Here is a 23,520-nt window from a genome sequence, read left to right as displayed (position 1 = left end):
GCGGGGCGGTTTCGCGCCCGCCGCCCGGCATCCGGTTCAATTGACGCTTATGTGTGGAATCGTCGGTTATGTCGGTGCGCAGGACGGCGCCCGGGCCCTGGAAGTCGTCATGGAGGGCCTCGCGCGGCTGGAGTACCGCGGCTATGACTCGGCCGGTGTGGCGCTGGTCGCCGGGGACGAGGTCGACGTCCGAAAGCGGGCCGGCAAGCTGGTCAATCTGGTCGGGGAGATCGAGCAGCGGCCGCTGCCGCCGTCCCGGACCGGCATCGGGCACACCCGGTGGGCGACTCACGGTGGTCCGACCGACGAGAACGCCCACCCGCACCGTGGCGGCGAGCACGGCAAGCTGGCGTTGATCCACAACGGCATCATCGAGAACTTCCACCCGCTGAAGAACGAACTGCTCGACGCGGGCGTGCAGTTCGAGTCCGAGACCGACACCGAGGTCGTCGCGCAGCTGCTCGCCAAGGCGTATGACGGGGACCTCACCGAGGCGATGCGCACCGTGGTGGCCCGGCTCGAAGGCGCGTTCACCCTGCTCGCCGTGCACGCCGACCGGCCGGGCGTCGTCGTCGGTGCCCGCCGCAACTCACCCCTGGTCGTCGGGCTCGGCGAGGGTGAGAACTTCCTCGGCTCCGACGTGGCCGCGTTCATCGGCTACACCCGCGAGGCGATGGAGCTGGAGCAGGACCAGATTGTCACGATCACCCCGGACACGGTCGAGGTCATCGGCTTCGACGGAGAACCCGCCAAGGGCAAGACATTTCACGTCGACTGGGATGCCGCGGCCGCCGAGAAGGGCGGTTACGAGACCTTCATGGAGAAGGAGATCAACGAGCAGCCGCAGGCGGTCGCCGACACGCTGCTCGGCCGCACCGACGAGACCGGGGCGCTGGCATTGGACGAGCTGCGCGTCTCCGAGGAGCAGCTGCGTTCCGTCGACCGGATCACGATCGTCGCGTGCGGCACCGCGGCATACGCCGGGATGGTCGCCAAGTATGCGATCGAACGCTGGACCCGCATCCCGGTCGAGGTGAGCCTGGCCCACGAATTCCGTTACTGCGACCCGATTGCCGGGGAGCGGACGCTGGTGGTGTCGATCAGCCAGTCCGGCGAGACGATGGACACGCTCATGGCGGTCAAGCATGCGCGTGAGCTCGGCGCGCTGACCGTGTCGATCTGCAACACCCACGGTTCGACGATCCCGCGCGAGTCCGACGCAGTGCTCTACACCCACGCCGGCCCGGAGATCGCGGTCGCCTCGACCAAGGCGTTCCTCGCCCAGATCACCGCCTGCTACCTGCTCGGCCTCTACCTCACGCAGCTGCGTGGCGAGACGTATGCCGATGACGCCCGCGCGGTGCAGGCCGAGCTCCAGGAGGTGCCGGACCGCATCACCGAGCTGCTAGGCAACCTGGAGCGGGTGCGCGAGATCGCCCGTTTCATGGCGGACACCCGATCGGTGCTCTTCCTCGGCCGGCACGTCGGCTTCCCGGTGGCGATGGAGGGCGCGCTGAAGCTCAAGGAGCTGGCCTACATCCACGCCGAGGGCTTCGCCGCCGGTGAGCTGAAGCACGGGCCGATCGCGCTGATCGAGCCCGGCCAGCCGGTCTTCATCGTGGTGCCCGGCCCGGACACACCGCACGGGCTGCACGGCAAGGTCGTCTCCAACATCCAGGAGATCCGGGCGCGCGGCGCTCGCACCCTGGTGATCGCACAGGAGGGCGACACCGCCGTCGAACCGTTCGCCGACGAGGTGATCCGGGTGCCGCGCACCTCACCGATGCTGCAGCCGCTGCTCACCACGGTGCCGCTGCAGGTCTTCGCGCTGGAGCTGTCGACGGCCAAGGGGCTGGACGTGGATCAACCGCGCAACCTGGCCAAATCGGTGACGGTGGAGTAGGACTCGCGTCGTGGCGGTCGTCGGGGTGGGCATCGACGTGGTCGATGTCGCCCGCTTCATGGCCAAGCTGGAGGCGACTCCGGCGCTGCGCAAGCGGCTCTTCGCACCTGCCGAGCGCGACCTGCCGCCCAACTCCCTCGCCGGCCGGTTCGCGGCCAAGGAGGCACTGGCCAAGGCACTCGGTGCACCGGTGGGACTGCACTGGGTGGACGCCGTGGTCGTCAAGAACGGCGACGGTCAGCCCTCCTGGGAACTCACCGGATCCGTCGCCGCACGGGTCGAGCAGCTGGCCGTAGCCTCGTTGCACCTGTCGATCTCGCACGACGCGGGCATCGCGTCGGCGATCGTGGTCGCCGAGAGTGAGGAACGCCGATGATGCGGGCGTATAACGTGCCGACCGTGCGGGCCGCGGAAGACGCCGTCCGGGCGCAGCTGCCGGACGGGGAGCTCATGTCGCGGGCTGCCGCAGGTCTCGCCGAGGTGGCCGCGGCGCGGCTCGAGGACGAATCCGGCCGGGTGGTCGTGCTCGCCGGCTCCGGCGACAACGGCGGTGACGCGCTCTTCGCGGCCGCGACGCTGACCGGTGACGACGTCAACGTGCTCGCGGTGCTCGTCGGCCGCACGGCGCACGAGGACGGCCTCGCCGCCGCCCGGCAGGCAGGGGTCGTGGTCGCCGAATGGCGCGAGGGCACGCCGGATCCGGCCGTTGTCGAGGCGCTTGCCGGTGCCGATCTGGTGATCGACGGCATCCTCGGCATCGGCGGCCGACCCGGTCTGCCGGAGCATTTGCGTGGGCTACCCGAGCTGATCGGTGACGAGGCCTTCGTGGTGTCGGTCGACCTGCCCTCGGGCTGTGACCCGGAGGGCCTGGTCCGCAGCCAGTCGGTCTTCGCCGACGAGACGGTCACCTTCAGTCTGCTCAAGCCGGTGCACCTGATGCCGGTCACCGAGCCGGCCGTCGGGCTGCTGACCGTCGTCGACATCGGCGTGCCCAGCCCCAATGACGCTGCGGTGCAACGCATTTCATATTCCGACGTGGCCGGGCTCTGGCCGGTGCCGACGCCCGACGACGACAAGTACGCCCGAGGGGTGCTCGGCGTCGTCGCCGGGGGAGAGCACTACACCGGCGCAGCGGTGCTGTCGGTGACCGCTGCCGTCACGGCGGGCGTCGGCATGGTCCGGTATGTCGGGCCGCCCGCACCCACCGACCTGCTGCGATCGGCAGTGCCCGAAGCGGTCTTCGGGACGGGCCGCGTGCAGGCGTGGGCGATCGGCTCCGGACTCGTGGTCGACGACGCGTCACCCGAGCAGCTCCAGGTGGCCCGTGACGCGCTCGCGTCCGACCAGCCCGTGCTGCTCGACGCCGGCGGCCTGGACCTCATCGACGCGGCGCGCTCCGCGCCGACCCTGCTGACGCCGCACGCCGGCGAGTTGCTGCGGCTGGCCGGGCGCCTCGGCATACGAGGGGAGGGAGGGGCGGACCTCACGGCGCGGGACGTGCATCACGCGCCCACCGTGATCGCGGCCCAGGTGGCCGATCGGCTCGATGCGACCGTGCTGCTGAAGGGGTCGGTCACCGCGGTGGTGTCGCCGTCGTCATCCGGCGTGCCGGTGCTGACCCAGGCGGACGCTCCCTCGTGGCTCGCGACCGCCGGGGCCGGCGACGTCCTCGCCGGCGTCTGCGGGGCCCTCCTTGCCGGCGGTGTGGATCCGGCGACGGCCGGCGCGCTCGGCGCGCTGGTGCACGGGGTCGCGGCCGACCAGGCAAACCCGGGCGGCCCGGTGCGCGCCCTGGACGTCGCGCACGCGGTGGGCCGTGCGGTCGCCCAGCTGCTGCGAGTGCCAGACTGACCGGCGTGAGCCAGCAACCCAACCCCTCCGCTGTGCCGGCGCGGATCACCGTCGACCTCGAGGCGATCGCGCACAACGTCTCGGTGCTGCAGTCGCTCGCCGGGGACGCCGTGGTGATGGCCGTGGTCAAGGGGGATGCCTACGGTCACGGGCTGGTGCCGAGCGCGCGTGCGGCGTTGCGCGGCGGCGCCCGGTGGCTGGGCGTGGCACAGCTCGCCGAGGCGATCGAGTTGCGCGACGCCGGCATCACCGCGCCGCTGCTGACCTGGCTGCACGCGCCCGGCGTCGATTTCGGCGCGGCCGTCCGGCGGCAGATCGACATCGGGGTGCCGGCGATCTGGGAGCTGGACGCCGTTGCGGCGGCAGCGCGTGCAGCGGGGGAGACCGCGCGGGTCCAGCTGAAGGTCGACACCGGGCTGGGACGTAACGGCGCGTACGGGCCCGACTGGCCCCGACTGGTCGAGGCCGCGCAGCGACACGTCGCAGACGGAAGCATCAGTGTCACAGGGGTTTTCACCCATTTTGCGTTCGCCGATGCGCCACACCACCCGACGGTCCAGGCGCAGCAGGCGAAGTTCGCCGATGCCGTCGCCGACTGCGAGCGAGCGGGTTTTGCCCTCGAGGTGCGGCACATGTCCAACTCCGCCGCGACGCTCACCACCCCCGAGGCGGCCTGGGACATGGTGCGCCCCGGCCTTGCGGTCTACGGTCTGTCACCCGTGCCCGACATCGGCGACCCGGCCCACTTCGGATTGGTTCCGGCGATGACGATGAGCGCGGAAATCACTGTCACCAAACGGGTTCCGGCCGGCCAGGGCGTCAGCTACGCACACACCTACGTGACCGATCGTGAGACCACGCTGATCGACGTGCCGTGCGGGTATGCCGACGGTGTGCCGCGGTCAGCATCGTCGCGGGGGCCGGTGCAGGTCGGCGGTCACCGATTCCAGGTCGCCGGTCGCGTGTGCATGGACCAGTTCGTGGTCGATGTGGGTGACCTGGCCGTGCAGGCGGGGGACGAGGTCGTCCTCTTCGGGGACGGGACGAAAGGCCTTCCCACCGCTCAGGATTGGGCAGATGCAGCAGGCACGATCAGCTACGAGATCGTGACGCGGATGAGTAGCCGGCTGCCGCGGATCTATATCGGTGAAGGTGCGGACGGCCTCGCCGGGGAGTCTGCCGGATGAGTTCACGCCGCGGCCTGATCGGCCTCGGTGTCGGCATCGCGGCCGCCGGCGCCGCCACCGCGGCCGGCGTGGCGACCGACCGGGTGCTGCGTTCGCGCCGCACCAAATCTGCTGCGCCGGCGGCCGGCGGCGAGCCGGCTGTGGACCACGGGATCGCCGTCATCGCCGATGACGGTGTGCCGTTGCACGTCGAGGTCGACGAGCCTGAGCATCCCGAAAATCCATTGCTGACAGTTGTTTTCACCCACGGCTACGCACACAACCACGACGTGTGGTCGCGCCAGCGGCAGGTCGTGCGCGAGGCGGGCTGCCGCGTGGTGCTGTGGGACCTGCGTGGTCACGGACGCTCCGAGGAAGGGGCCGACTCGTCATACAGCATCGAGCAGCTGGGCAACGACCTCGCGACGGTGATCGAAGACGCCGTGCCGGATGGCCCGGTCGTGCTCGTCGGCCACTCGATGGGCGGTATGGCGATGATGGCCCTCGCCCAGCAACACCCCGAGCTGGTGCGCAACCAGGTCGTCGGAGCAGCGTTCATCAGCACGAGCGCGGGCGGACTGAGCGAGGTCAACTACGGGCTCGGCAAGCAACTCGGTGCGGTAGTGCACCGCCTCGGACCGAGCGCGGTCACCCGCGTGGGGAGTCGGCAAGAAGCATTCGACAGCATGCGTGGCCTCGGCCGACCGGTCGAATCCGCTTTGGTGCACCGGTATTCATTCGGCAGACGGGTCCCGAGCGAGCTGGTGCGCCAAGTCGCCGAAATGATCTTCTCCACCCGATTGCATGTGATCGGCAGCTTCCTGCCGACGCTCATGACGCACGACCGACACGACGCGCTCGCGGCATTCACCGGGATCGAGACGTTGGTGATGCACGGCACCCGTGACCGGATGACCCCGATCGCGCACGGCGAGCAACTCGCCCACGAGATCCCCGGAGCCGAGCTGGTGGTCGTCAAACACGCCGGGCACGTGCTGCCGTTGGAGGACGCCGACCTGGTCGACGACGAGTTGCTCGCCCTGATCGCACGCGCGCGCCGGGCCCTCGACACCCCGCAGGAGTCGTAGATGACCAGCGCCATCCGGCTCGAGTCCGTCGAGGCGACACACGCATTCGGTGAACGTCTCGGCAAGCTGCTGCGTGCGGGGGACGTGCTGGTGCTGACCGGCGGCCTCGGTGCCGGCAAGACGACGCTGACCCAAGGCATCGCCGCCGGCCTCGGAGTCCGCGGGCCGATCACCTCGCCCACCTTCGTGATCGCCCGGACCCACCCGTCGCTGGTCGGCGGTCCGGAGTTGGTCCACGTCGACGCCTACCGGCTGAGCGGCGCCATCGAGCTCGACGACCTCGACCTCGACACGTCCGTCGCGGACGCGGTCACCGTCGTCGAGTGGGGCGCCGGCCTGGCCGATGAGCTGGCCGACGAGCACCTCGAGCTGGTGCTCGCAGCCGACGGCGACAGCCGCACGCTCCGGATGCTGCCGAGCGGGCAGCGGTTCGAGCGGCTCGCCGCCGAGCTGACCGGCTGAGGGCCCGCGCGATTCAGGCAATGCCGCGACCGGCGCGTACCCTTGTGCGGTGCTGCTGCTCGCCATAGATACCGCCACCTCCGCCGTCACGGTCGCCGTGCACGACGGTGACCGCGTGCTCGGCGAGCACACCGAGGTCGAGGCACGTCGGCACGCGGAGATCCTGACGCCGACGATCGAGCGGGTGATGGACCAGGCCGGTCGCCGACCCGCCGACTTCACAGCCATAGCCGTCGGTGTCGGGCCCGGCCCGTTCACCGGATTGCGGGTCGGTGTTGCCACTGCGGTCACTCTCGGCCTGGCGCTGGACGTGCCGGCATACGGCGTCTGCAGCCTCGACGCCATCGCCCAGTCGGTGCGCGAGTCGGGCATGACGCAGGACTTCCTCGTGGCGACCGATGCCCGGCGCAAGGAGGTCTACTGGGCGCGCTACCGCAGTCACGCCGACCGGGTCGAGCGTGTCTCCGGCCTGCCCGGCGTCGACCGGCCGGCGGAGCTGCCCGAGGACCTGCGCGCCCTGCCGGTCGCCGGTCGCGGCCCGTTGCTCTATCCGGACAGCTTTGGGCAGCCGCTCGAACAGGGGGATGTGGATGCTGGTTCGCTCGCGAGGTTTGCGCTGGGCGAGCTTGCCGCCGGCCGGGAACTGCTGCCAGTGCAGCCGCTCTACCTGCGTCAGCCCGACGCGCAGCCCGCGTCGGCGCAGAAGTCGGTGCTGGCGAGATGACAACCCCACAAAGTTCTCCGCTCGTGCCTCGCTCCGATACTTTGCGGTGGCCCCGATGAGTGCCCCAACGACGACCCCACACCTGGGCATCCGGCTGCGGCCGGTCGAATGGCCGGACATCGAAACCCTGACCGCGCTCGACAGCGAGCTCTTCCCGGACGATGCCTGGTCGGCGCAGTCCTGGTGGGCCGAGCTCGCGGGTCGACCCCGCCGGCGTTATATCGTTGCCACCGAAGGGGATTCGGTGGTCGGATATGCCGGGGTCGATTGCGCTGGCCAGACCGCCGACGTGATGACCGTGGGCGTCGCACCCGCTGCGCAAGGAAGCGGGCTGGGGCGCCGGCTGCTCGACTGGATGACCGATGAGGCCACCGCGTCGGGTGCCGAGGCGTTGCTCCTGGAGGTGCGCGCCGACAACGAACGGGCCCGAAATCTCTATCTGCGAGCGGGATTCGAGCAGCTGCAGACCCGCCGTGGCTATTACCAACCCGGCAACGTCGACGCGCACGTGATGCGGATCCACCTGACCACGAAAGCTGCCACCTGATGAGCGGGCCATTGATCCTCGGTGTCGAGAGCTCCTGCGACGAGACCGGTGTCGCGTTCGTGCGCGGCAACGAGTTGCTCGGTGACGTCGTCGCGAGCAGTGTCGATGAGCATGCGCGCTTCGGTGGCGTCGTGCCTGAGGTGGCCAGTCGGGCGCATCTCGAGGCGTTGGTGCCGACGATCCGCCGGGCGTGCGAGGAGACCGGTCACAAGCTCGCCGACGTCGACGCAATCGCGGTGACCTCCGGGCCCGGGCTTGCGGGGGCGTTGATGGTCGGGGTGTCGGCGGCGAAGGCGTTGTCGTGGGCGCTGGACAAGCCGCTCTACGGCGTCAACCACCTCGCCGCGCATGTCTGCGCCGACGTACTCGACCACGGTCCGCTGCCGGAACCCACTGTGGCGCTGCTCGTTTCGGGTGGCCACACCAATCTGCTGCTGGTGCGCGACATCGCTTCCGACGTGGTCGAGCTCGGCAGCACGATCGACGACGCCGCGGGGGAGGCGTTCGACAAGGTGGCGCGGGTGTTGGAGCTGCCCTATCCCGGCGGGCCGCACATCGAGCGGGCTGCTGCGGACGGCGACCCGCAAGCGATCCGTTTTCCCCGCGGCCTGACCGCGCGTAAGGATCTGGAAAAGCACCGCTTCGACTACTCCTTCTCCGGCCTCAAGACCGCTGTGGTGCGGTGGGTCCAGGAGCGTCAGGTCGCCGGTGAGCCGGTGCCGGTGGCCGATGTGGCCGCCAGCTTCAACGAAGCGGTCGTGGACGTCCTGACCGCCAAGGCGATCGACGCATGCCGGACTCACGGCATCAACGACCTGCAGATCGGCGGCGGAGTGACCGCGAACTCCCGGCTGCGCGCACTCGCCGAGGAACGCTGCGCGGCCGCCGGCATCAGCCTCCGGGTGCCGCGCGTGCGACTGTGCACCGACAACGGGGCGATGGTTGCCGCGCTGGGCTCGCAGCTGGTGCAGCGCGGCCTGCCGCCGAGTTCCCTTGACCTGCCGGCAGATTCGTCCATGCCGGTGAGTGAGGTCAAGGCTTCCTGAATCGGGTGGCCGGGTAGTCGGGGTGCCCGGGTAGTCGGGTGCCGGTGCCGGCGGGCCCGCGAAACTCACCGAATAGGTGGCGGTGTAGATCCGAGCCCGCGTAACTCACCGAATAGGTGGGCGGTGTAGATCCGAGCCCGCGAAACTCACCGAATAGGTCGGCGGCGCGCCGCGGTGCGATCGTATGTCGGCGCGCCGCGCACCTTATCGGTGACTTTTGCGGGTGAGGTGCCGGACGCGCACCTTATCGGTGACTTTTGCGGGTGAGGAGCCGGAGCCGCACCTTTTCGGTGACTTTTGCGGGTGAGGTGCCGGAGCCGAGCCGGCCCGGGGTCACGCACCCGCCGGCGGCGCATCGGGATCGTCGCCGAGGCCCTTCTGGAACCACGCGACATCACGCCATCTGCCGTGCTTCCAGCCGATCCGCCGGTAGATGCCCGACTCGGTGAACCCCAACGATCGGTGCAACGCCAGACTCGCGTCGTTCGGCAGCGTGATGCCCGCGCAGGCCATCCGCATGCCGCGCTTGGCCAGGCGGTCGAGCAGCTCGACATACAGCTCCCCGCCGATCCCCTGGCCATGGGCCGACGGCGCGAGATAGACGCTGACCTCACACGAGAAGCGGTAGGCAGCGCGCGCCTTGAACGGCACGGCATACGCGTAACCGACTGTGTCGCCGTCATTTTCGGCGATCAGCCAGACGTGCTGGTCTTGCGCGCGTTCGATGCGCTGCTGGAACTCCGCCGCGTCCGGCGCCTCGGTCTCGAAGGTGATCTCGGTGTCGATCACGTATGGCGCATAGATGGCCGCGCAGGCCGCGGCGTCGGTGCTAGGCACCGCGTCGCGGATCAACACCGCAGCAGGCCCTGGCGTTCCTTGAGCGCGAGCACCCGCTTCTCCGCCGCCTGCAGCTGCTGTGCGAACCCCTTGTCGGATCCGGCGCGGCTGGTCAGTGCCGAGATCATCGCTGCGGCGTCGGACGGCCGACCGGTCAGCACGATGTCGCCGCCGGCGGCGACGAACCTGACCGCGCGCTCACCGGGCGGGATGCCCGCGACGGCGACGGCGTTCATGTCGTCGGTGACCACCACGCCCTGCCAGCCGAGTTTGCCGCGCAGCAGCCCGTTGATGATCGCCGCTGAGAATGGCGCCTGATTGGCCGAGTCGAGCTTCGGGTAGCGCGCGGAGGACACCATCACCAGCTCGGCACCGGCTTTGATACCGGCCGAGAAGGCCTGCAAATACGGGTCACTCGCGGTCATCGCATCGTCGGAGATGCCGGTGCTGGTGATGTCGGTGTTGCCGGTGATCCGGCCGATGCCCGGGAAGTGCTTGACGGTCGCCGCGACCTTCGCCTCGCCCAGGCCCTGCACCACGTCGGCCACGGCGGCGCCGACGACGCCCGGGTCATTGCCGTACTCGCGGCCGTAGCGGCCGATTGGCTGGTTGGCGGTGCCGATGGAGGATGGCACCGTGTCCGCGACCGGGGCGAGGTTGACGTTGACGCCCGCCGAGCGGAGCTGGGTGCCGATCGTCGCGGCGTAGGACTTGCGCTGTGCCGCGGGCATGGCGCCCTGCTCGCGGGCTGAGACGAGACGAGTGAAGCCCTGGCCCTTGAGCTGCTGCACCGCGCCGCCCTCCTGGTCGGCGGCAATGAGGAGGGGAACACCGCCGGTCGCGGCTGAAGTGGCTTGATCCTGCAGGTGATTCGAGGTGCTGGCGACCTTCGAAATACCCGTCCAGCCGCCGAGGTAGATGACGTTGCCGACGTTGTTGCCGGAGATGTAGCCGTCGATCGCGGTCTGCGGCGCGTTGCCGTCGATCCCGATCATCAGCAACTGACCGACCCGTTGCGCCGGCGTCAGCCGGTCGTAGGTGCTCTGCACGCAGCCGCTCGCGGGCACCGCGGACGCTGAGCCGCTGCCCGACGACGAGCCGCCGCCCGACGACGTGCCGGGGCCCGACCCCGACGGCCTGCTCGACGCTCGCGATGGCGCCGAGGACGATCCGGTCGCCGAACTCTGCGGTGCGGCTGGACCCCGGGACGTGGCCGTGCTGCCGGTGCTGTCCGGGGTGCTGGCGGAATCCCCTGAGTTGCTGCTGCAACCGGCGACGACGAGCGGAACGGTGACACCGAGGGCGAGTGCGTGGCGGAGGCGATGAGCGGTCGGCACGACAACGACGGTAACGCAGCGCAGTGCCGGAGCCCGTCAGGGAAGCGGTGCGAGGACCAGGACCGCCTGGGCGCCACCGACCCGGGTGAGCAGGATCGTGCCCGTCGCGGATCCGCCGAGGCGCAACTGGCGACGCAGCTGATCGGCGTCGACGCTCGCTCCGCGCTTCTTGATCGTCAGCCGGCCGATGTCATGGTCGCGGGCCCAGGCGCGAAGTGCCTTGACGTTGAACGGCATTGCGTCGCGCACCGCGTACTTCTTCGCCCACGGCACGACGACATCCCGTGGCGAGGTGACGACGCCGAGGCCGCCGTCGAGTTCGCTGCCATCGACCCGGCGGATCAGCGCGCCGGTGAGCCCGGCGCGAATCACCGCGCGGTCGGCCTCGTAGACGAAGCCGTGCAGCCGGTCCAGTCGCGCGGTTCTGCTCTGCGCGCCGAGGGCGTCGTCCTCGTGCACCTCGTAGGCGAAACGGCCGTTCACCACGACCGCGCACCGGCCGGGCTGCCAGGCGAGCTCTCCCCACCAGAGCACGCATTCGAGCACTTCGCCGTCGAACGAGGTCCATTGCGCCTGCGTGCCGGGCGGGATCTGGGCGTGGCCGAACGCGGGCGACAGTTTCACGCCGGCTCCGGGCATCCGGGCGCACGTGTCCTGCACGAAGTCCCAGCTGGGGACGAGTTCGTCCAGCCGGAAGGTGCGCCGGGTGCGGCCGGTGATGTCCGCGACTCCAGGCGTACGCCGGGCCGGGTCCATCCAGACCCCTGCGTCCGGTGCCACTTCGCGGGACGGCAGGGGCACCGCCTCGGCATCCTCGTGGCGCACTGTGGCGCGCTCCCACGGGCGAAGGTTGAGCGCGGCGACCGCGGCGGTGAGTTCGTCGGCGTCGACCGCGGTGACCTGCAGTCCGGACCGGGCGAACGCACGCGCGTCGGCGCCGATGCCGCAGCCGAGGTCGAAGACCTGCCGTAGCCCCGAGTCCCGGAACCGCGCCGCGTGCAGCCGCGCGAGTTCGGTGCGGGTCGCCTGCTCCAGGCCGTCGTCGGTGAAGAACATCTGCGCCGCCGCATCGCCGAACTTTCGCGCAGCGCGCGCCCGCAGACGCGACTGCGTCAGCGCCGCACCGACCAGCTCGGCGTCGAATCCGGCGGCGCGCAGTCGGCCGGCGAGCTCCAGTGCGGAGCTTTCGTCATACGGCGGGAGGGACTGCAGCAGGCCCCAGCCCTCACCGGAGGTGAGACGCGCGAGGAGTGCCGGATCCATGCCGCACATCCTCCCGTATGACGAAACGCACTGCACTAGGGTGCCGATTGCCGTCGCTACCCACCCGAGGAGTGCCTCGTGCGCGAGATCGTCGTGTTCTCCGGATCGGCCCACACCGCGCTGGCCGACCGCATCTGCGGGCACCTGGGCGTGCCGCGCTCGCGGGTCGACATCCAGCGGTTCAGCAACGACTGCCTGCAGGCGCAGCTGCTGGCCAACAGCCGGCAGCGCGACGTCTACCTGATCCAGCCGCTGGTGCCGCCGACGCAGGACAACCTGATGGAGCTGCTGCTGATGATCGACGCGGCGCGTGGCGCGTCGGCAGCGCAGATCACGCCGGTCATCCCATACTTCGCCTACGCCCGCTCGGACAAGAAGGACGCCTCCCGCATCTCGATCGGCGGCCGGCTGGTCGCCGACATGCTGGCGACGGCCGGCGCCGACCGGGTGATCACGATGGCCCTGCACGCACCGCAGGTGCACGGCTTCTTCTCCACCCCGGTCGATCACCTGACGGCCATCGGGGTGCTGGCCGAGCACTTCCGGGTGCAGGACCTGACGAACGCGGTCGTCGTTTCCCCGGACTTCGGAAACGCAAAGACCGCAACGCAGTTCGCCAGGCTGCTCGGCCTCCCGGTCGCGGCCGGTTCGAAGAAACGGCTGGCCGATGACAAGGTCGTGATCGACACGATCGTCGGTGACGTCGCCGGCAAGCGGGCGATCGTGCTGGACGACGAGATCGCCACTGGCGGCTCGGTCGTGGAGCTGATGGACCGTCTCGCCGAGCAGGGCTGCACCTCAGCCGACGTCGCCTGCACACACGGGCTCTTCGTCGGCCGGGCGGTCGAGCGCCTCTCGACCCACCCGCTGATCCGCGAGGTCGTCACCACCGACACCGTGCCGCCGCCCCTGGACTGGCCGCAGTTGCAGGTGATGTCGGTGTCCTCGCTGTTCGCCCAGGCCATCGCCCGCATCCACGACGGAGAGTCGGTCAGCAGCCTGTTCGACGGCGTCGACCCCTCACACGCACCGCCCGAGGCGACGCTCCCGCTCGGCTGATGATCTCGATCGCATGAACTCCACGGCCTTCGGTCCGGCGCGCCTCGTCGTCGGCTTCTACCTGGTTGCCGTCACCGTCGGCACTGCGCTGCTGATGCTGCCCTACGCCAAGGCCGGTCCGGGTGGTGCGGAGCTGTCGGTCGCGTTGTTCACCGCGACCAGCGCGACGTGCATCACCGGCATGTCGACAGTGGACGTTGCGACCTACTGGACCCCGCTCGGGCAAACGATCATCTTGGCGCTGGTGCAGGTCGGCGGACTCGGGATCGTCACCATCACCACGTTGCTGATCCTCATGGTGCGCGGCCGGCTCGGTCTGCAGGACACCCTTGCGGCCCAGACGGACTCGCATGCGGCGACCACCGGCGAGGTACGCCGGGTGCTGCTGCGCATTGCCCGCTTCTTCCTCGTCTTCGAAGCGATCATCGCGACGTTCCTGACCATCCGCTTCCGCATCGGCTACGACGACAACTGGCCGGATGCGTTGTGGCACGGGGTGTTTCACGGCATCTCGTCGGTCAACAACGCCGGCTTCAGCAATCTCCCGCAGGGGCTGCTGCCGTTCGTCGGCGACCTGTGGATCGTCGGCCCGATGTGCGCCGCGGTGTTCGTCGGCGGGCTCGGCTACCCCGTCTGGTTCGGGCTGCGGCGACAGTGGCGGACACCGCGCAAGTGGACGGTGCACCTGCGGCTCACCGTGTGGGGTTCTTTGGTGCTTCTGGCGGTGGGGCTGGTTTCGTTCGCCGCGTTCGAGTGGACCAACCCGGGCACGCTCGGCCGGCTCGACCTCGGCGACAAGCTGGTCGCGTCGCTCGCCGGCGGCGTCTTCCCCCGGACCGCCGGCTTCAACACCGTCGACTACGGCCTCATCCGCCCGGAGACGATGATGTTGCACTACGTGCTGATGTTCATCGGCGGCGGCAGCGCCGGCACCGCAGGTGGCATCAAGGTGACCACCTTCCTGGTGCTGGCCGCGGTCATCTGGTCCGAGGTGCGCGGAGAGCGGCAGGTCGTGGTCGGGCGCCGCGCCATACCCCTCAGTGTGCAGCGGCAGGCGCTGACTATCGCGTTGCTCGGGGTGGCCACGGTGATGGTCGGCGCCATCGCGGTCGTCACGCTGTCCGGTGAGACGTTGCAGCTGTCGCTGTTCGAGGTGATCTCGGCGTTCTCCACGACCGGTCTGTCGGCCAATCTCACTGCCGAACTGCCGGTTTCGGCACAGGTGGTGCTGATGACGTTGATGTTCCTCGGCCGAGTCGGCACCATCACGGTGGCATCTGCGTTGGCGATGCGTCGGACCAGACGCCGTTACGAACTTCCGGAGGAGCGCCCCATTGTCGGCTGATCGCACCCGCAAGATGCCCTCGCAGCGCAGCGCGTTGGTGGTCGGGTTGGGCCGGTTCGGCGCCGCCGTCGCGCAGTCGCTGGTGCACGAGGAGTGGGAGGTGCTGGCAGTCGACGAGTCGATGGACCTGGTCCAGAAGTATGCCGACACGCTCACCCACACCGCCCGCGTCGACTCGACGGACCCGGATGCCCTGGTGCAGCTCGGCGCGGCCGACTTCGAGCGTGCGGTCGTCGGCATCGGCAGCGACATGGAGGCGAGTGTGCTGACCGTCGTCAACCTGGTTGATCTGGGCGTCGAGGAGATCTGGGCCAAGGCGGTCACTCCGCAGCACGCCCGGATCCTGGAGCGGATCGGCGCCCACCATGTGGTCTTCCCCGAGCGGGCTATGGGGGAGCGGGTGGCGCACATGGTGACCGGGTCGCTCGAGGACTACATCGAGTTCGACGACGACTTCGCCATCGCCCGCACCCTCGCACCTCGCTCGCTCTGGGGCCGATCGCTCACCGAGTCCGCGCTGCGCACCAAGCTCGACATCACCGTGGTCGGCGTGAAGCGCCCGGGCACCGATTTCACCTACGCACGGCCGGAAACGGTCGTGGTCGAGGGCGACGAACTCGTCGTCTGCGGCCGCACCCACACGCTGGAGAAGTTCGCGCAGCAGAGTGAACGCTGAACTGCGGACGAACATTGGCACTCGAGTTGCGCGAGTGCTAATCACCGCATAGATTCGTCACTGGCACTCTTCCTGGGACAGTGCCAGCCAGGAGCCTTGGCCGACCCCCGCGACGGCGGCCTCGGACGTTCACTCCCGGCGGCACTGCACCAGGGTTCGCATCCGCGGCCTGCGCCACGCAGGCCCCAGCACAGGAAGGTCCCACCGTGTCGGTGAACATCAAGCCGCTCGAAGACCGCATTGTCGTCAAGTCCGTCGAGGCCGAGCAGACCACCGCGTCCGGCCTGGTCATCCCGGACACCGCCAAGGAGAAGCCGCAGGAGGGCGAGGTCCTGGCGATCGGCCCGGGTCGCGTCGACGACAACGGCCAGCGCGTTCCGCTCGACGTCGCCGTTGGCGACAAGGTCATCTACTCCAAGTACGGCGGCACCGAGGTGAAGTACGGCGGCGAGGAGCTGCTCATCCTCTCGGCCCGCGACGTGCTTGCCGTGGTCACCAAGTAAGACCCGCAGATTTTCGTATGACGACGAGGCCCCGGCTCGTGCTCGAGACTGAGCCGGGCCGGGGCATCGTCATACCTCTGGAATTGACGAAAGGTCAGTAATGGCAAAGGAACTGGAGTTCAACGACTCCGCGCGCAAGTCGCTTGAGCGAGGCGTCGACGCCCTCGCCAACGCGGTGAAGGTGACGCTTGGTCCGAAGGGCCGCAACGTCGTCATCGACAAGAAGTGGGGCGCCCCGACCATCACCAACGACGGTGTCACCATCGCCCGTGAGGTCGAGCTGGAGGACCCCTACGAGAACCTCGGCGCGCAGCTCGCCAAGGAGGTCGCGACCAAGACCAACGACATCGCCGGTGACGGCACCACCACGGCGACCGTTCTCGCCCAGGCGATGGTCCGCGAGGGGCTGCGCAACGTCGCGGCCGGCGCCGGCCCGGCCGCGCTGAAGCGCGGCATCGACCAGGCGGTCGACACCGTCAGCGAGCGGCTGCTGAAGAACGCCCGCGAGCTCGAGGGCAAGGACGAGATCGCCCAGGTTGCCGCGCTTTCGGCGCAGGACGAGACCATCGGCAAGCTGATCGCCGAGGCGTTTGACAAGGTCGGCAAGGACGGTGTCATCACCGTCGAGGAGTCCTCCACCGCGGAGACCGCGCTGGAGTTCACCGAGGGCATGCAGTTCGACAAGGGCTACATCTCGCCGTACTTCGTCACCGACACCGAGCGCATGGAGGCCGTCCTGGAGGACGCCTACGTGCTGATCAACCAGGGCAAGATCTCGGCGATCGCCGACCTGCTCCCGGTGCTGGAGAAGGTCGTGCAGACCGGCAAGCCGCTGCTGATCATCGCCGAGGACATCGACGGTGAGGCACTGTCGACCCTGGTGGTCAACAAGATCCGCGGCACGTTCAACGTGTGCGCGGTCAAGGCACCTGGCTTCGGCGACCGCCGCAAGGCCATGCTGCAGGACATCGCAATCCTCACCGGCGGTCAGGTCATCGCCGAAGAGGTCGGTCTCAAGCTCGACCAGGTCGACCTCGACCTGCTGGGCCAGACCCGTCGCGCCGTCGTCACCAAGGACACCACCACGCTGGTCGACGGCCAGGGTGACGCCGAGCAGGTCAGCGGCCGGGTCAAGGAGCTCAAGGCCGAGATCGAGCGGACCGACTCCGACTGGGACCGCGAGAAGCTGCAGGAGCGGCTCGCCAAGCTGGCCGGTGGCGTCTGCGTCATCCAGGTCGGCGCGCACACCGAGGTGGAGCTGAAGGAGAAGAAGCACCGCATCGAGGACGCGATCTCCGCGACTCGTGCGGCCATCGAGGAGGGCATCGTCGCCGGCGGTGGCTCGGCGCTCGTGCACGCCACCGCGGCGCTCGACGGCCTCAAGCTGGAGGGTGACGAGGCGACCGGTGCCGCGCTCATCGGCAAGGCCGCAGTCGAGCCGCTGCGCTGGATCGCCGAGAACGCCGGCCTCGAGGGCTACGTCGCGGTGTCCCGCGTCAAGGAGCTGAAGCCGGGTGAGGGCCTGAACGCCGCCACCGGCGAGTACGGCGACCTGATCAAGCAGGGCGTCATCGACCCGGTCAAGGTCACCCGCTCCGCGCTGCGCAATGCGGCCTCGATCGCGTCGATGGTGCTGACCACCGACACGCTCGTGGTCGACAAGCCGGAAGAGGAAGAGCCGGCCGCGGCCGGCCACGGCCACGGTCACTGATCGCGGCTCCTTTCCAAGAACGCCCGGGCAGCAACCGCTGCCCGGGCGTTCGCACGTCCCCGTGAGCGTGCGACAAGGTCGCGTGTTCGCCGTGCAGCACGCCGCGGATTGACCTGGGTGGGGTCGGCAGCCTTAACCTACGAAGCAGAATGCTCTGGCCCGCACCGGGCGTGAGTGACGGAGAACGATGTGACCTCGGGGATCTGGCAGACGAGCGCCGACCAGGATGACCTGGCCGTGGGGTTTGACGCTGCCCGCGTAACGATTCCGCGCCGTTCGGCGATGTCACAGGCGGAGGCGCAGGTCCCACTGCGCGCTCTCGCTGCCGCGGCCCGTGATGGTGACCAGGCGGCGACCGATGCACTCATGGCGGCTGTGCACCAGCTTGCGGAGCGTTACGCGCGCGGCAAGCTGGGGCGTTTCCCAGCCGCCGTCGATGCCGCGGCGGATGCGGCGCAGGAGGTGTGCGTGGCGGTGCTGACAGCCCTGCCGCGGTATGCCGACCGCGGCGCGCCCTTCGAAGCGTTCGTTTACCGGATCGCCGCGAACAAGGTGGCCGACGTGCAGCGCGGGATCATCCGCCGCCCGACCCCCACCGACGAACTTCCCGACTCGGTCGACGAGGCTCCGGGCCCGGAGGACCTGGCGCTCTCCGGCGAACAGTCCGGCCGGGTGTGGGCTCTGCTGGACCGGCTGTCGCCGCAGCATCGCGAGATCCTGACGTTGCGGGTCGCCGTCGGGCTCTCGGCCGACGAGACCGCCGACGCCCTGGGGATGTCGGCCGGCGCGGTGCGCGTCGCCCAGCACCGGGCGCTCGCGCGGCTGCGCGACCTGCTGGACGGTTCGGAGGCGGATCTATGAGCCCGCCCTCGATCGGCGATATACGGCGGGACGACGAGCTGCTCGACGCACTCGGCGCCCGTCGCGAGGCGCGAGCGCAGGACCAGGTGGCCGGCCTGCTCGGTGAGTGGGTCGCCCAGGTCGACGCCGCGCCGAGCCACGGCAAGGGCGGGCGCTACGCGCGCGCCCGTCGCGGGTCGGCGCGGGTCGGCGTCACCGCGGCAGTCGTCGTGGGCGCACTGTCGATGTCCGGTATGGCGGCCGCCGTCACCGGCGTGCCCGGCTTCTCCCGGGTGGCACAGAACATGGGGCTGACCAACCGCAGCGTGCCCAGCGCGGTCGCCGAAGGTCCCTACAGCCAGAGCCATGACCACCTGACTGGCACCTGGCAGCCCAGCTCACCGGTGCTCAGCACGTCCGCACCGAGATCCGCATCCGGATCCGCGTCACGGCCCGCATCCGGTGACGCGTCGTCGACCACGCTGCTCGCCTCGCATCAACCCCCTCGGCGGGTGATGCCCGGCGACCCGTCGTCGGTCTGGGAGCCGAGCCCGTCGCGCATCGCCCGCGGCGGCCCGGTTGCCCCCGGCACCACAACGACGCCCGCCGCCACCGGAACCCGCACCTCGTCGTCCTCCTCGACCTCCAGCAGCAGCCCGAGTTCGTCCAGCAGCTCCCCGTCGTCGACGTCTTCGCCGTCGAGCCCGAGCAGCAGCAGCAGCCTGTCGCACACCCGGTCGGCGCGGCCGTCTGCCACCTCCAGCAGTTCGGCTCCGTACTCAGGGCCGATCGCGACGCGTCGCTCCTCGGACCCGACGTCACCGAGCGCGAGTGAGCCCACGTCGCCGCTCACTTCGCCATACACCTCCACCCCGCAATCCGGATCGGCGAGCAGTGGTCGCTGACCGTGACCCGGGCCACACCGCCGGCGCGATGGCAGGGACCGGGACGAGGCATCCAGCAACGCCTCTTACACTTTTGTAATGGCGCTCGAGCAGTCCCCGAATCCGGCCCACTCCTTCGACGTTCCGAGCAAGTTCGGCCAGCTCGGCCTCACCTATGACGATGTCCTGCTGTTGCCCGGCGAGACCGACGTCATCCCCAGCGAAGTCGACACCACCTCGCGGCTGACCCGGGAGATCAACCTCCGCGTGCCGCTCGTGTCGGCCGCGATGGACACCGTCACCGAGGCACGGATGGCGATCGCGATGGCCCGGCAGGGCGGCATCGGCGTCCTGCACCGCAATCTGTCGATCGCCGATCAGGCCGAGCAGGTCGACCTGGTCAAGCGCACCCAGACCGGCATCATCTCCAACCCGGTCACGATCGGGCCGGACGCGACGCTGGAGGAGCTCGACGAAACCTGCGGCCGCTACCGCGTGTCCGGTCTGCCGGTCGTCGACGTCGGCGGTCACCTGATCGGCATCATCACCAACCGCGACCTGCGCTTCACCCCGGTCGCCGAATGGGCCTCGACCAAGGTCAGCGAGGTGATGACCGCGTCACCGCTGGTCACCGGACCGGTCGGGATCAGCCGGGACGATGCGACTGCGTTGTTGCGTCAGCACAAGCGGGAGCGGCTGCCGCTCGTCGACGACGACGGCAAGCTGGCCGGGCTCATCACCGTCAAGGACTTTGTGAAGTCCGAGCAATTCCCCTACGCCTCAAAGGATTCCGACGGTCGACTGCTGGTCGCTGCGGCCATCGGCTACTTCGGTGACGCCTGGGAGCGGGCTACCACGTTGGTCGAGGCCGGCGTGGACGTGCTCGTGCCGGACGTCGCCAACGGTCACGCCCGGCTGATGCTCGACATGATCCGCAAGCTGAAGTCCGACCCGGCCACCAGACACGTGCAGATCATCGGAGGCAACGTCGCGACCCGAGAAGGCGCCGCAGCCCTGGTCGACGCGGGTGTCGACGCGGTGAAGGTTGGCGTCGGACCGGGCTCGATCTGCACCACCCGGGTGGTCGCCGGCGTGGGGGTCCCGCAGGTGACCGCCATCTACGAGGCGGCACAGGCCTGCAAACCGGCCGGTGTGCCGGTCATCGGCGACGGCGGCCTGCAATACTCCGGCGATATCGCCAAAGCCCTTGTGGCCGGGGCAGATTCGGTCATGCTCGGCTCTCTGCTCGCCGGCTGTGAAGAGTCGCCGGGGGATCTGGTGTTCGTCAACGGCAAGCAGTTCAAGGCCTACCGCGGCATGGGCTCGCTCGGTGCGATGGCTTCCCGGGGCAAGAAATCCTTCTCCAAGGACCGCTACTTTCAGGCCGACGTCTCCAGCGACGACGAACTCGTCCCCGAGGGCATCGAGGGCCGGGTGCCCTACCGCGGCCCGCTCGGCGCGGTCATCCACCAGCTCGTCGGCGGCCTGCACCAGTCGATGTTCTACGTCGGGGCCAACACCGTCCCCGAGTTGCAGGACCGCGGGCGCTTCGTGCGCATCACCACCGCCGGTCTCAAGGAGTCGCACCCGCACGACGTCCAAGGCATCGTCGAAGCGCCGAACTACAGCTCCTGACTTCGCTCCTCCTCGTTCAGTGAGCTCGTTCCTCGCTCACTGAACGCATCGTCGCTGCGTCGCGGGTCGGCCTCCTCGTTCGGTGCAGTTGTCGTGCGCTGTTGCGTCAACTCGCGCGGTAATGCGTGTACGACGGCATCGTTCGGGCGGCCCGCCGGACCTGCCAGACTCATGCCTATGACGGCAGCCCCGATCCTGGTGTTCGACGGTGACTGCGGCTTCTGCACCCGCAGCGCCGAGGTCGCCGAACGTATCGCGCGTGACAGGTTCACCGTTGCGCCGTGGCAGCGGCTCGACCTCGGCGCACTCGGGCTGACGAGGCAGGAGTGCGAGGAGGCGGTGCAGTTCGTGCGGGGGAGCTGCCCCCGTCATACGCACGTCGCTGGGCACCGGGCGATCGCGGCGGCACTGCGGGCGGCTGGGCGGCCGTGGTCGGTGATCGGCCGGGTGCTCACCGCACCGGGCGTCGACGTCGTCGCCGGACGTGTCTACCAATGGGCGGCAGAGCACCGCCACCAGCTGCCCGGCGGCACACCGGCGTGTGCGCTCCCGGCCAATCCGCAGCAACCGCAGGGTTAGTCGTCCTTGGCGGCCGCGCGCCGGGTCGACTGGTAGAGCACCGCGAGCAGGACGACGAAGACCGCCATACCGATCCATTCGGACGCGTTCGCGAAGCTGTCGCCGACGACTGCCAGCGGTGCGTCGTCGCCCGTCGCGGCGATGAGCGCCGCGATGAGCACGCCCATGATGCTGTCGCCGACGATCAGGCCGGTGGCCATCAGCACGCCCAACCGGCGGCCGTGCTCGGGGTCGCGGCGGGTGCTCATCCAACGGTTGTAGACGACGCCGAGGATCGCGCCGATCGGAATGAGCAGGGTGACCGCCATCGGCAGGTAGAGGCCCATGCCGACCGCGAGCGGCGGCAGGCTCATCCGCTTGGTGCTGCGGGTGAGGATCTCGTCGACCACGATCGCGGCCGCGCCGATCGCGGCACCGAGACCGATCAGACCCCAGTCGAGGCTGCCGCCGAGCACCCCCTTGGCGAGCGAGGTCATCAGTGAGGCCTGCGGCGCGGCCAGCGCGTCCTTCCCGACGCCGGGGGCGCCCTGGAAGCCGAAGGCGGAGTTGAGCAAGTCGAGCACCGGGGCGATGACGATCGCGCCGAAGACGACACCGATGACCAGCGACGCCTGCTGTTTCCACGGGGTGGCGCCGACCAGCTGGCCGGTCTTCAGATCCTGCAGGTTGTCGTTGGAGATCGTCGCGACACCGAAGACGACGGCGGTCACGAACAACACGTAGGCCACCACGGAGGTGACGTGCGACGGTGAGCCGCCCCGACCGTAGACCGCGACCATCAGCAACGAGGCGAGCAGCACCACGAGGATGCCCACACCGGAGATGGGGCTGTTCGACGAGCCGATCAGACCGGCCATGTAGCCGCACACCGCGGCGATGACCGCGCTGATGATCAGCACGAAGATCAGGCTGAGCAGGATCACCCCGAAGGCGCTGTGCAATGTCGTGTCGGCCAGGAACGCCCAGAGCAGCAGGCCGATCGGGATGAGCGCGGCGATGATGACGCCACCGACCACGGTGATCGGCAGGTCCTGTTCGACCAGCTCGACCTGCTGACCGGAGCGACGGTTGCGGGTCGAGGCGACCGCCTGGGCGATGCCGCGAACGATCGGGCCGATGATCTTCAGCAGTGTCCAGATGGCGGCCACCGCGATCGCCCCGGCGCCGACGAAGCGGACCTCGGAGCTGAACGTGCCCGAGACGATGTCTGCGAGCGGCCCGCCGCTGAGGTGACCGGAGGTCTTCATCGGCACCAGCACGCCCCACGAGATGACCAGGCCGACCAGCATCGCGATCGCGACCGTGAGGCCGACCAGGTGGCCGACACCGATCAGCGCCAGCGACAGGCTCGCGCTGATCGCGGTGCCGCCGTTGCCGACCCGGAACGCGGTCGACACCTCGCTGCTGACCAGCTTCGTTGCCGCGAGTATGGCGAACCCGGCCGCGGCCACTGCGCCCTTCACGATCGCCCAGAGCCCCTGGCGGTTGCGCTCGGGGTTGGTGTCCTCGCCGCTGCCGACCTTCAGCACCTCGGCGGCCGCGACGCCCTCGGGATAGGGCAACTCGGAGTTGGTCACCAGTGCCCGGCGCAATGGCACCGAATACATCACGCCGAGGATGCCGCCGACGATGCACAGCGCGAGGGTCGTCCAGTAGTGGAAGCCGCTCCACCAGCCGATGATCACCAAGCCCGGCAGCACGAAGATGATTGCGCTCAGCGTGCCGGCAGCCGACGCGATCGTCTGCACGATGTTGTTTTCCTGGATGGTGCTGTTGCCGATGCGGTGCAACAGCGCCATCGAGATGACCGCCGCAGGGATCGCCGTGGCGAAGGTGATGCCGACCTTGAGGCCGAGGTAGACGTTCGCCGCGGTGAAGATCAGCGTGATGACACCACCCAGGATGACGCCGCGGATGGTGAGTTCGCGTGGTCCCGCGGATGGCCGGGCCGTGGTCTGGGCCATGTGGGTGGCGCTCGCTTTCGAAAGGTCCGAGGTGCGGAGGACCCATCGACGGTACTCGCCCCCTCACCGGCGGTGCACGGGGGCGAGCACCAGGTCGGTT

The 23,520-nt window shown here is 69.5% G+C and carries 23 protein-coding genes; 19 read left to right on the top strand and 4 right to left on the bottom strand.

The window, feature by feature from the left end; translation table 11 throughout:
• Positions 1 to 49 precede the first annotated feature (49 nt).
• Genes glmS through tsaD form a run of 9 tightly spaced genes read left to right on the top strand, consistent with a single transcriptional unit; the run spans position 50 to position 8,787 of the window.
• The gene (gene glmS / locus N2M23_RS20105; RefSeq protein ID WP_265448051.1) at positions 50 to 1,903 is read left to right on the top strand and encodes a glutamine--fructose-6-phosphate transaminase (isomerizing); all 1,854 of its coding nucleotides are present in this window, start codon (positions 50 to 52) and stop codon (positions 1,901 to 1,903) included.
• A 10-nt stretch (positions 1,904 to 1,913) separates the two neighbouring features.
• On the top strand, positions 1,914 to 2,279 hold the full coding sequence (locus tag N2M23_RS20100) for a holo-ACP synthase (RefSeq protein ID WP_265448050.1): 366 nt from the start codon (positions 1,914 to 1,916) through the stop codon (positions 2,277 to 2,279).
• Positions 2,276 to 3,754 carry an NAD(P)H-hydrate epimerase gene (locus tag N2M23_RS20095; RefSeq protein WP_265448048.1) on the top strand — a complete coding sequence of 493 codons (1,479 nt, stop codon included), beginning with the start codon at positions 2,276 to 2,278 and terminating at the stop codon, positions 3,752 to 3,754. Before N2M23_RS20100 ends, N2M23_RS20095 begins: the two co-directional genes overlap by 4 nt.
• A gap of 5 nt (positions 3,755 to 3,759) precedes the next feature.
• Positions 3,760 to 4,941: an alanine racemase gene (gene alr, locus N2M23_RS20090; RefSeq protein ID WP_265448046.1), complete on the top strand. Its 1,182-nt coding sequence runs from the start codon at positions 3,760 to 3,762 to the stop codon at positions 4,939 to 4,941.
• Positions 4,938 to 6,008, top strand: a complete 1,071-nt coding sequence (locus N2M23_RS20085; protein ID WP_265448044.1) for an alpha/beta fold hydrolase — start codon at positions 4,938 to 4,940, stop codon at positions 6,006 to 6,008. Before alr ends, N2M23_RS20085 begins: the two co-directional genes overlap by 4 nt.
• Positions 6,009 to 6,470, top strand: a complete 462-nt coding sequence (gene tsaE, locus N2M23_RS20080) for a tRNA (adenosine(37)-N6)-threonylcarbamoyltransferase complex ATPase subunit type 1 TsaE (RefSeq protein ID WP_265448043.1) — start codon at positions 6,009 to 6,011, stop codon at positions 6,468 to 6,470.
• Between the two features lie 49 nt (positions 6,471 to 6,519).
• The gene (gene tsaB / locus N2M23_RS20075; protein ID WP_265448042.1) at positions 6,520 to 7,194 is read left to right on the top strand and encodes a tRNA (adenosine(37)-N6)-threonylcarbamoyltransferase complex dimerization subunit type 1 TsaB; all 675 of its coding nucleotides are present in this window, start codon (positions 6,520 to 6,522) and stop codon (positions 7,192 to 7,194) included.
• A gap of 55 nt (positions 7,195 to 7,249) precedes the next feature.
• Entirely contained in the window at positions 7,250 to 7,741 is a 492-nt protein-coding gene (gene rimI / locus N2M23_RS20070; protein ID WP_265448041.1) for a ribosomal protein S18-alanine N-acetyltransferase, read from the top strand.
• Positions 7,741 to 8,787, top strand: a complete 1,047-nt coding sequence (gene tsaD, locus N2M23_RS20065) for a tRNA (adenosine(37)-N6)-threonylcarbamoyltransferase complex transferase subunit TsaD (RefSeq protein WP_265448040.1) — start codon at positions 7,741 to 7,743, stop codon at positions 8,785 to 8,787. The genes rimI and tsaD overlap by 1 nt, the downstream gene beginning before the upstream one ends.
• 333 nt (positions 8,788 to 9,120) lie before the next feature.
• On the opposite strand, the gene N2M23_RS20060 is transcribed toward tsaD, so the two are convergent.
• Together N2M23_RS20060 and N2M23_RS20055 are read right to left on the bottom strand one after the other, a co-directional pair.
• The gene (locus N2M23_RS20060; RefSeq protein ID WP_265448038.1) at positions 9,121 to 9,624 is read right to left on the bottom strand and encodes a GNAT family N-acetyltransferase; all 504 of its coding nucleotides are present in this window, start codon (positions 9,622 to 9,624) and stop codon (positions 9,121 to 9,123) included.
• An 11-nt stretch (positions 9,625 to 9,635) separates the two neighbouring features.
• The gene (locus N2M23_RS20055) at positions 9,636 to 10,673 is read right to left on the bottom strand and encodes a glycoside hydrolase family 3 N-terminal domain-containing protein (protein ID WP_265448037.1); all 1,038 of its coding nucleotides are present in this window, start codon (positions 10,671 to 10,673) and stop codon (positions 9,636 to 9,638) included.
• Between N2M23_RS20055 and N2M23_RS20050 the strand changes: the two genes are divergently transcribed.
• Positions 10,663 to 10,950: a hypothetical protein gene (locus N2M23_RS20050; RefSeq protein ID WP_265448036.1), complete on the top strand. Its 288-nt coding sequence runs from the start codon at positions 10,663 to 10,665 to the stop codon at positions 10,948 to 10,950. The two genes, N2M23_RS20055 and N2M23_RS20050, sit on opposite strands and share 11 nt — an antisense overlap.
• Positions 10,951 to 10,997: 47 nt before the next feature.
• Here N2M23_RS20050 and N2M23_RS20045 read toward each other — a convergent pair whose 3' ends face one another.
• Complete coding sequence (locus tag N2M23_RS20045) at positions 10,998 to 12,224, bottom strand: class I SAM-dependent methyltransferase (RefSeq protein WP_265448035.1); 1,227 nt, start codon at positions 12,222 to 12,224, stop codon at positions 10,998 to 11,000.
• A 78-nt stretch (positions 12,225 to 12,302) separates the two neighbouring features.
• Here N2M23_RS20045 and N2M23_RS20040 point away from each other — a divergent pair, with 78 nt between their 5' ends.
• The 9 genes from N2M23_RS20040 to N2M23_RS20000 all read left to right on the top strand — a co-directional run bounded on the left by N2M23_RS20040 (position 12,303) and on the right by N2M23_RS20000 (position 21,456).
• Positions 12,303 to 13,283, top strand: a complete 981-nt coding sequence (locus N2M23_RS20040) for a ribose-phosphate diphosphokinase (protein ID WP_265448033.1) — start codon at positions 12,303 to 12,305, stop codon at positions 13,281 to 13,283.
• Between the two features lie 13 nt (positions 13,284 to 13,296).
• Positions 13,297 to 14,628: a TrkH family potassium uptake protein gene (locus N2M23_RS20035; RefSeq protein ID WP_265448032.1), complete on the top strand. Its 1,332-nt coding sequence runs from the start codon at positions 13,297 to 13,299 to the stop codon at positions 14,626 to 14,628.
• 13 nt (positions 14,629 to 14,641) lie between these two features.
• Positions 14,642 to 15,304: a potassium channel family protein gene (locus tag N2M23_RS20030; protein ID WP_265448126.1), complete on the top strand. Its 663-nt coding sequence runs from the start codon at positions 14,642 to 14,644 to the stop codon at positions 15,302 to 15,304.
• A 206-nt stretch (positions 15,305 to 15,510) separates the two neighbouring features.
• Positions 15,511 to 15,807 carry a co-chaperone GroES gene (gene groES / locus N2M23_RS20025; protein ID WP_171155934.1) on the top strand — a complete coding sequence of 99 codons (297 nt, stop codon included), beginning with the start codon at positions 15,511 to 15,513 and terminating at the stop codon, positions 15,805 to 15,807.
• A gap of 100 nt (positions 15,808 to 15,907) precedes the next feature.
• Positions 15,908 to 17,518, top strand: a complete 1,611-nt coding sequence (groL, locus tag N2M23_RS20020) for a chaperonin GroEL (protein ID WP_265448029.1) — start codon at positions 15,908 to 15,910, stop codon at positions 17,516 to 17,518.
• A gap of 189 nt (positions 17,519 to 17,707) precedes the next feature.
• Positions 17,708 to 18,379, top strand: coding sequence for an RNA polymerase sigma factor ShbA (shbA, locus tag N2M23_RS20015; protein WP_265448028.1), 672 nt, complete (start codon positions 17,708 to 17,710; stop codon positions 18,377 to 18,379).
• Complete coding sequence (locus N2M23_RS20010; protein WP_265448027.1) at positions 18,376 to 19,263, top strand: hypothetical protein; 888 nt, start codon at positions 18,376 to 18,378, stop codon at positions 19,261 to 19,263. The genes shbA and N2M23_RS20010 overlap by 4 nt, the downstream gene beginning before the upstream one ends.
• A gap of 78 nt (positions 19,264 to 19,341) precedes the next feature.
• Entirely contained in the window at positions 19,342 to 20,877 is a 1,536-nt protein-coding gene (gene guaB / locus N2M23_RS20005) for an IMP dehydrogenase (RefSeq protein WP_265448026.1), read from the top strand.
• Between the two features lie 177 nt (positions 20,878 to 21,054).
• Positions 21,055 to 21,456, top strand: a complete 402-nt coding sequence (locus N2M23_RS20000; protein WP_265448024.1) for a thiol-disulfide oxidoreductase DCC family protein — start codon at positions 21,055 to 21,057, stop codon at positions 21,454 to 21,456.
• Here the strand turns inward: N2M23_RS20000 and N2M23_RS19995 are convergent.
• Positions 21,453 to 23,420 (bottom strand): OPT family oligopeptide transporter, encoded by a 1,968-nt coding sequence (locus tag N2M23_RS19995; protein ID WP_265448023.1) that lies wholly within the window; start codon positions 23,418 to 23,420, stop codon positions 21,453 to 21,455. The two genes, N2M23_RS20000 and N2M23_RS19995, sit on opposite strands and share 4 nt — an antisense overlap.
• Positions 23,421 to 23,520: the final 100 nt, after the last annotated feature.

The organism is Flexivirga meconopsidis (assembly GCF_026162425.1).
Taxonomy (GTDB): domain Bacteria; phylum Actinomycetota; class Actinomycetes; order Actinomycetales; family Dermatophilaceae; genus Flexivirga; species Flexivirga meconopsidis.
The sequence above is the reverse complement of the archived record's forward strand: the minus strand, read 5'-3'. Positions and strand labels throughout refer to the sequence as shown.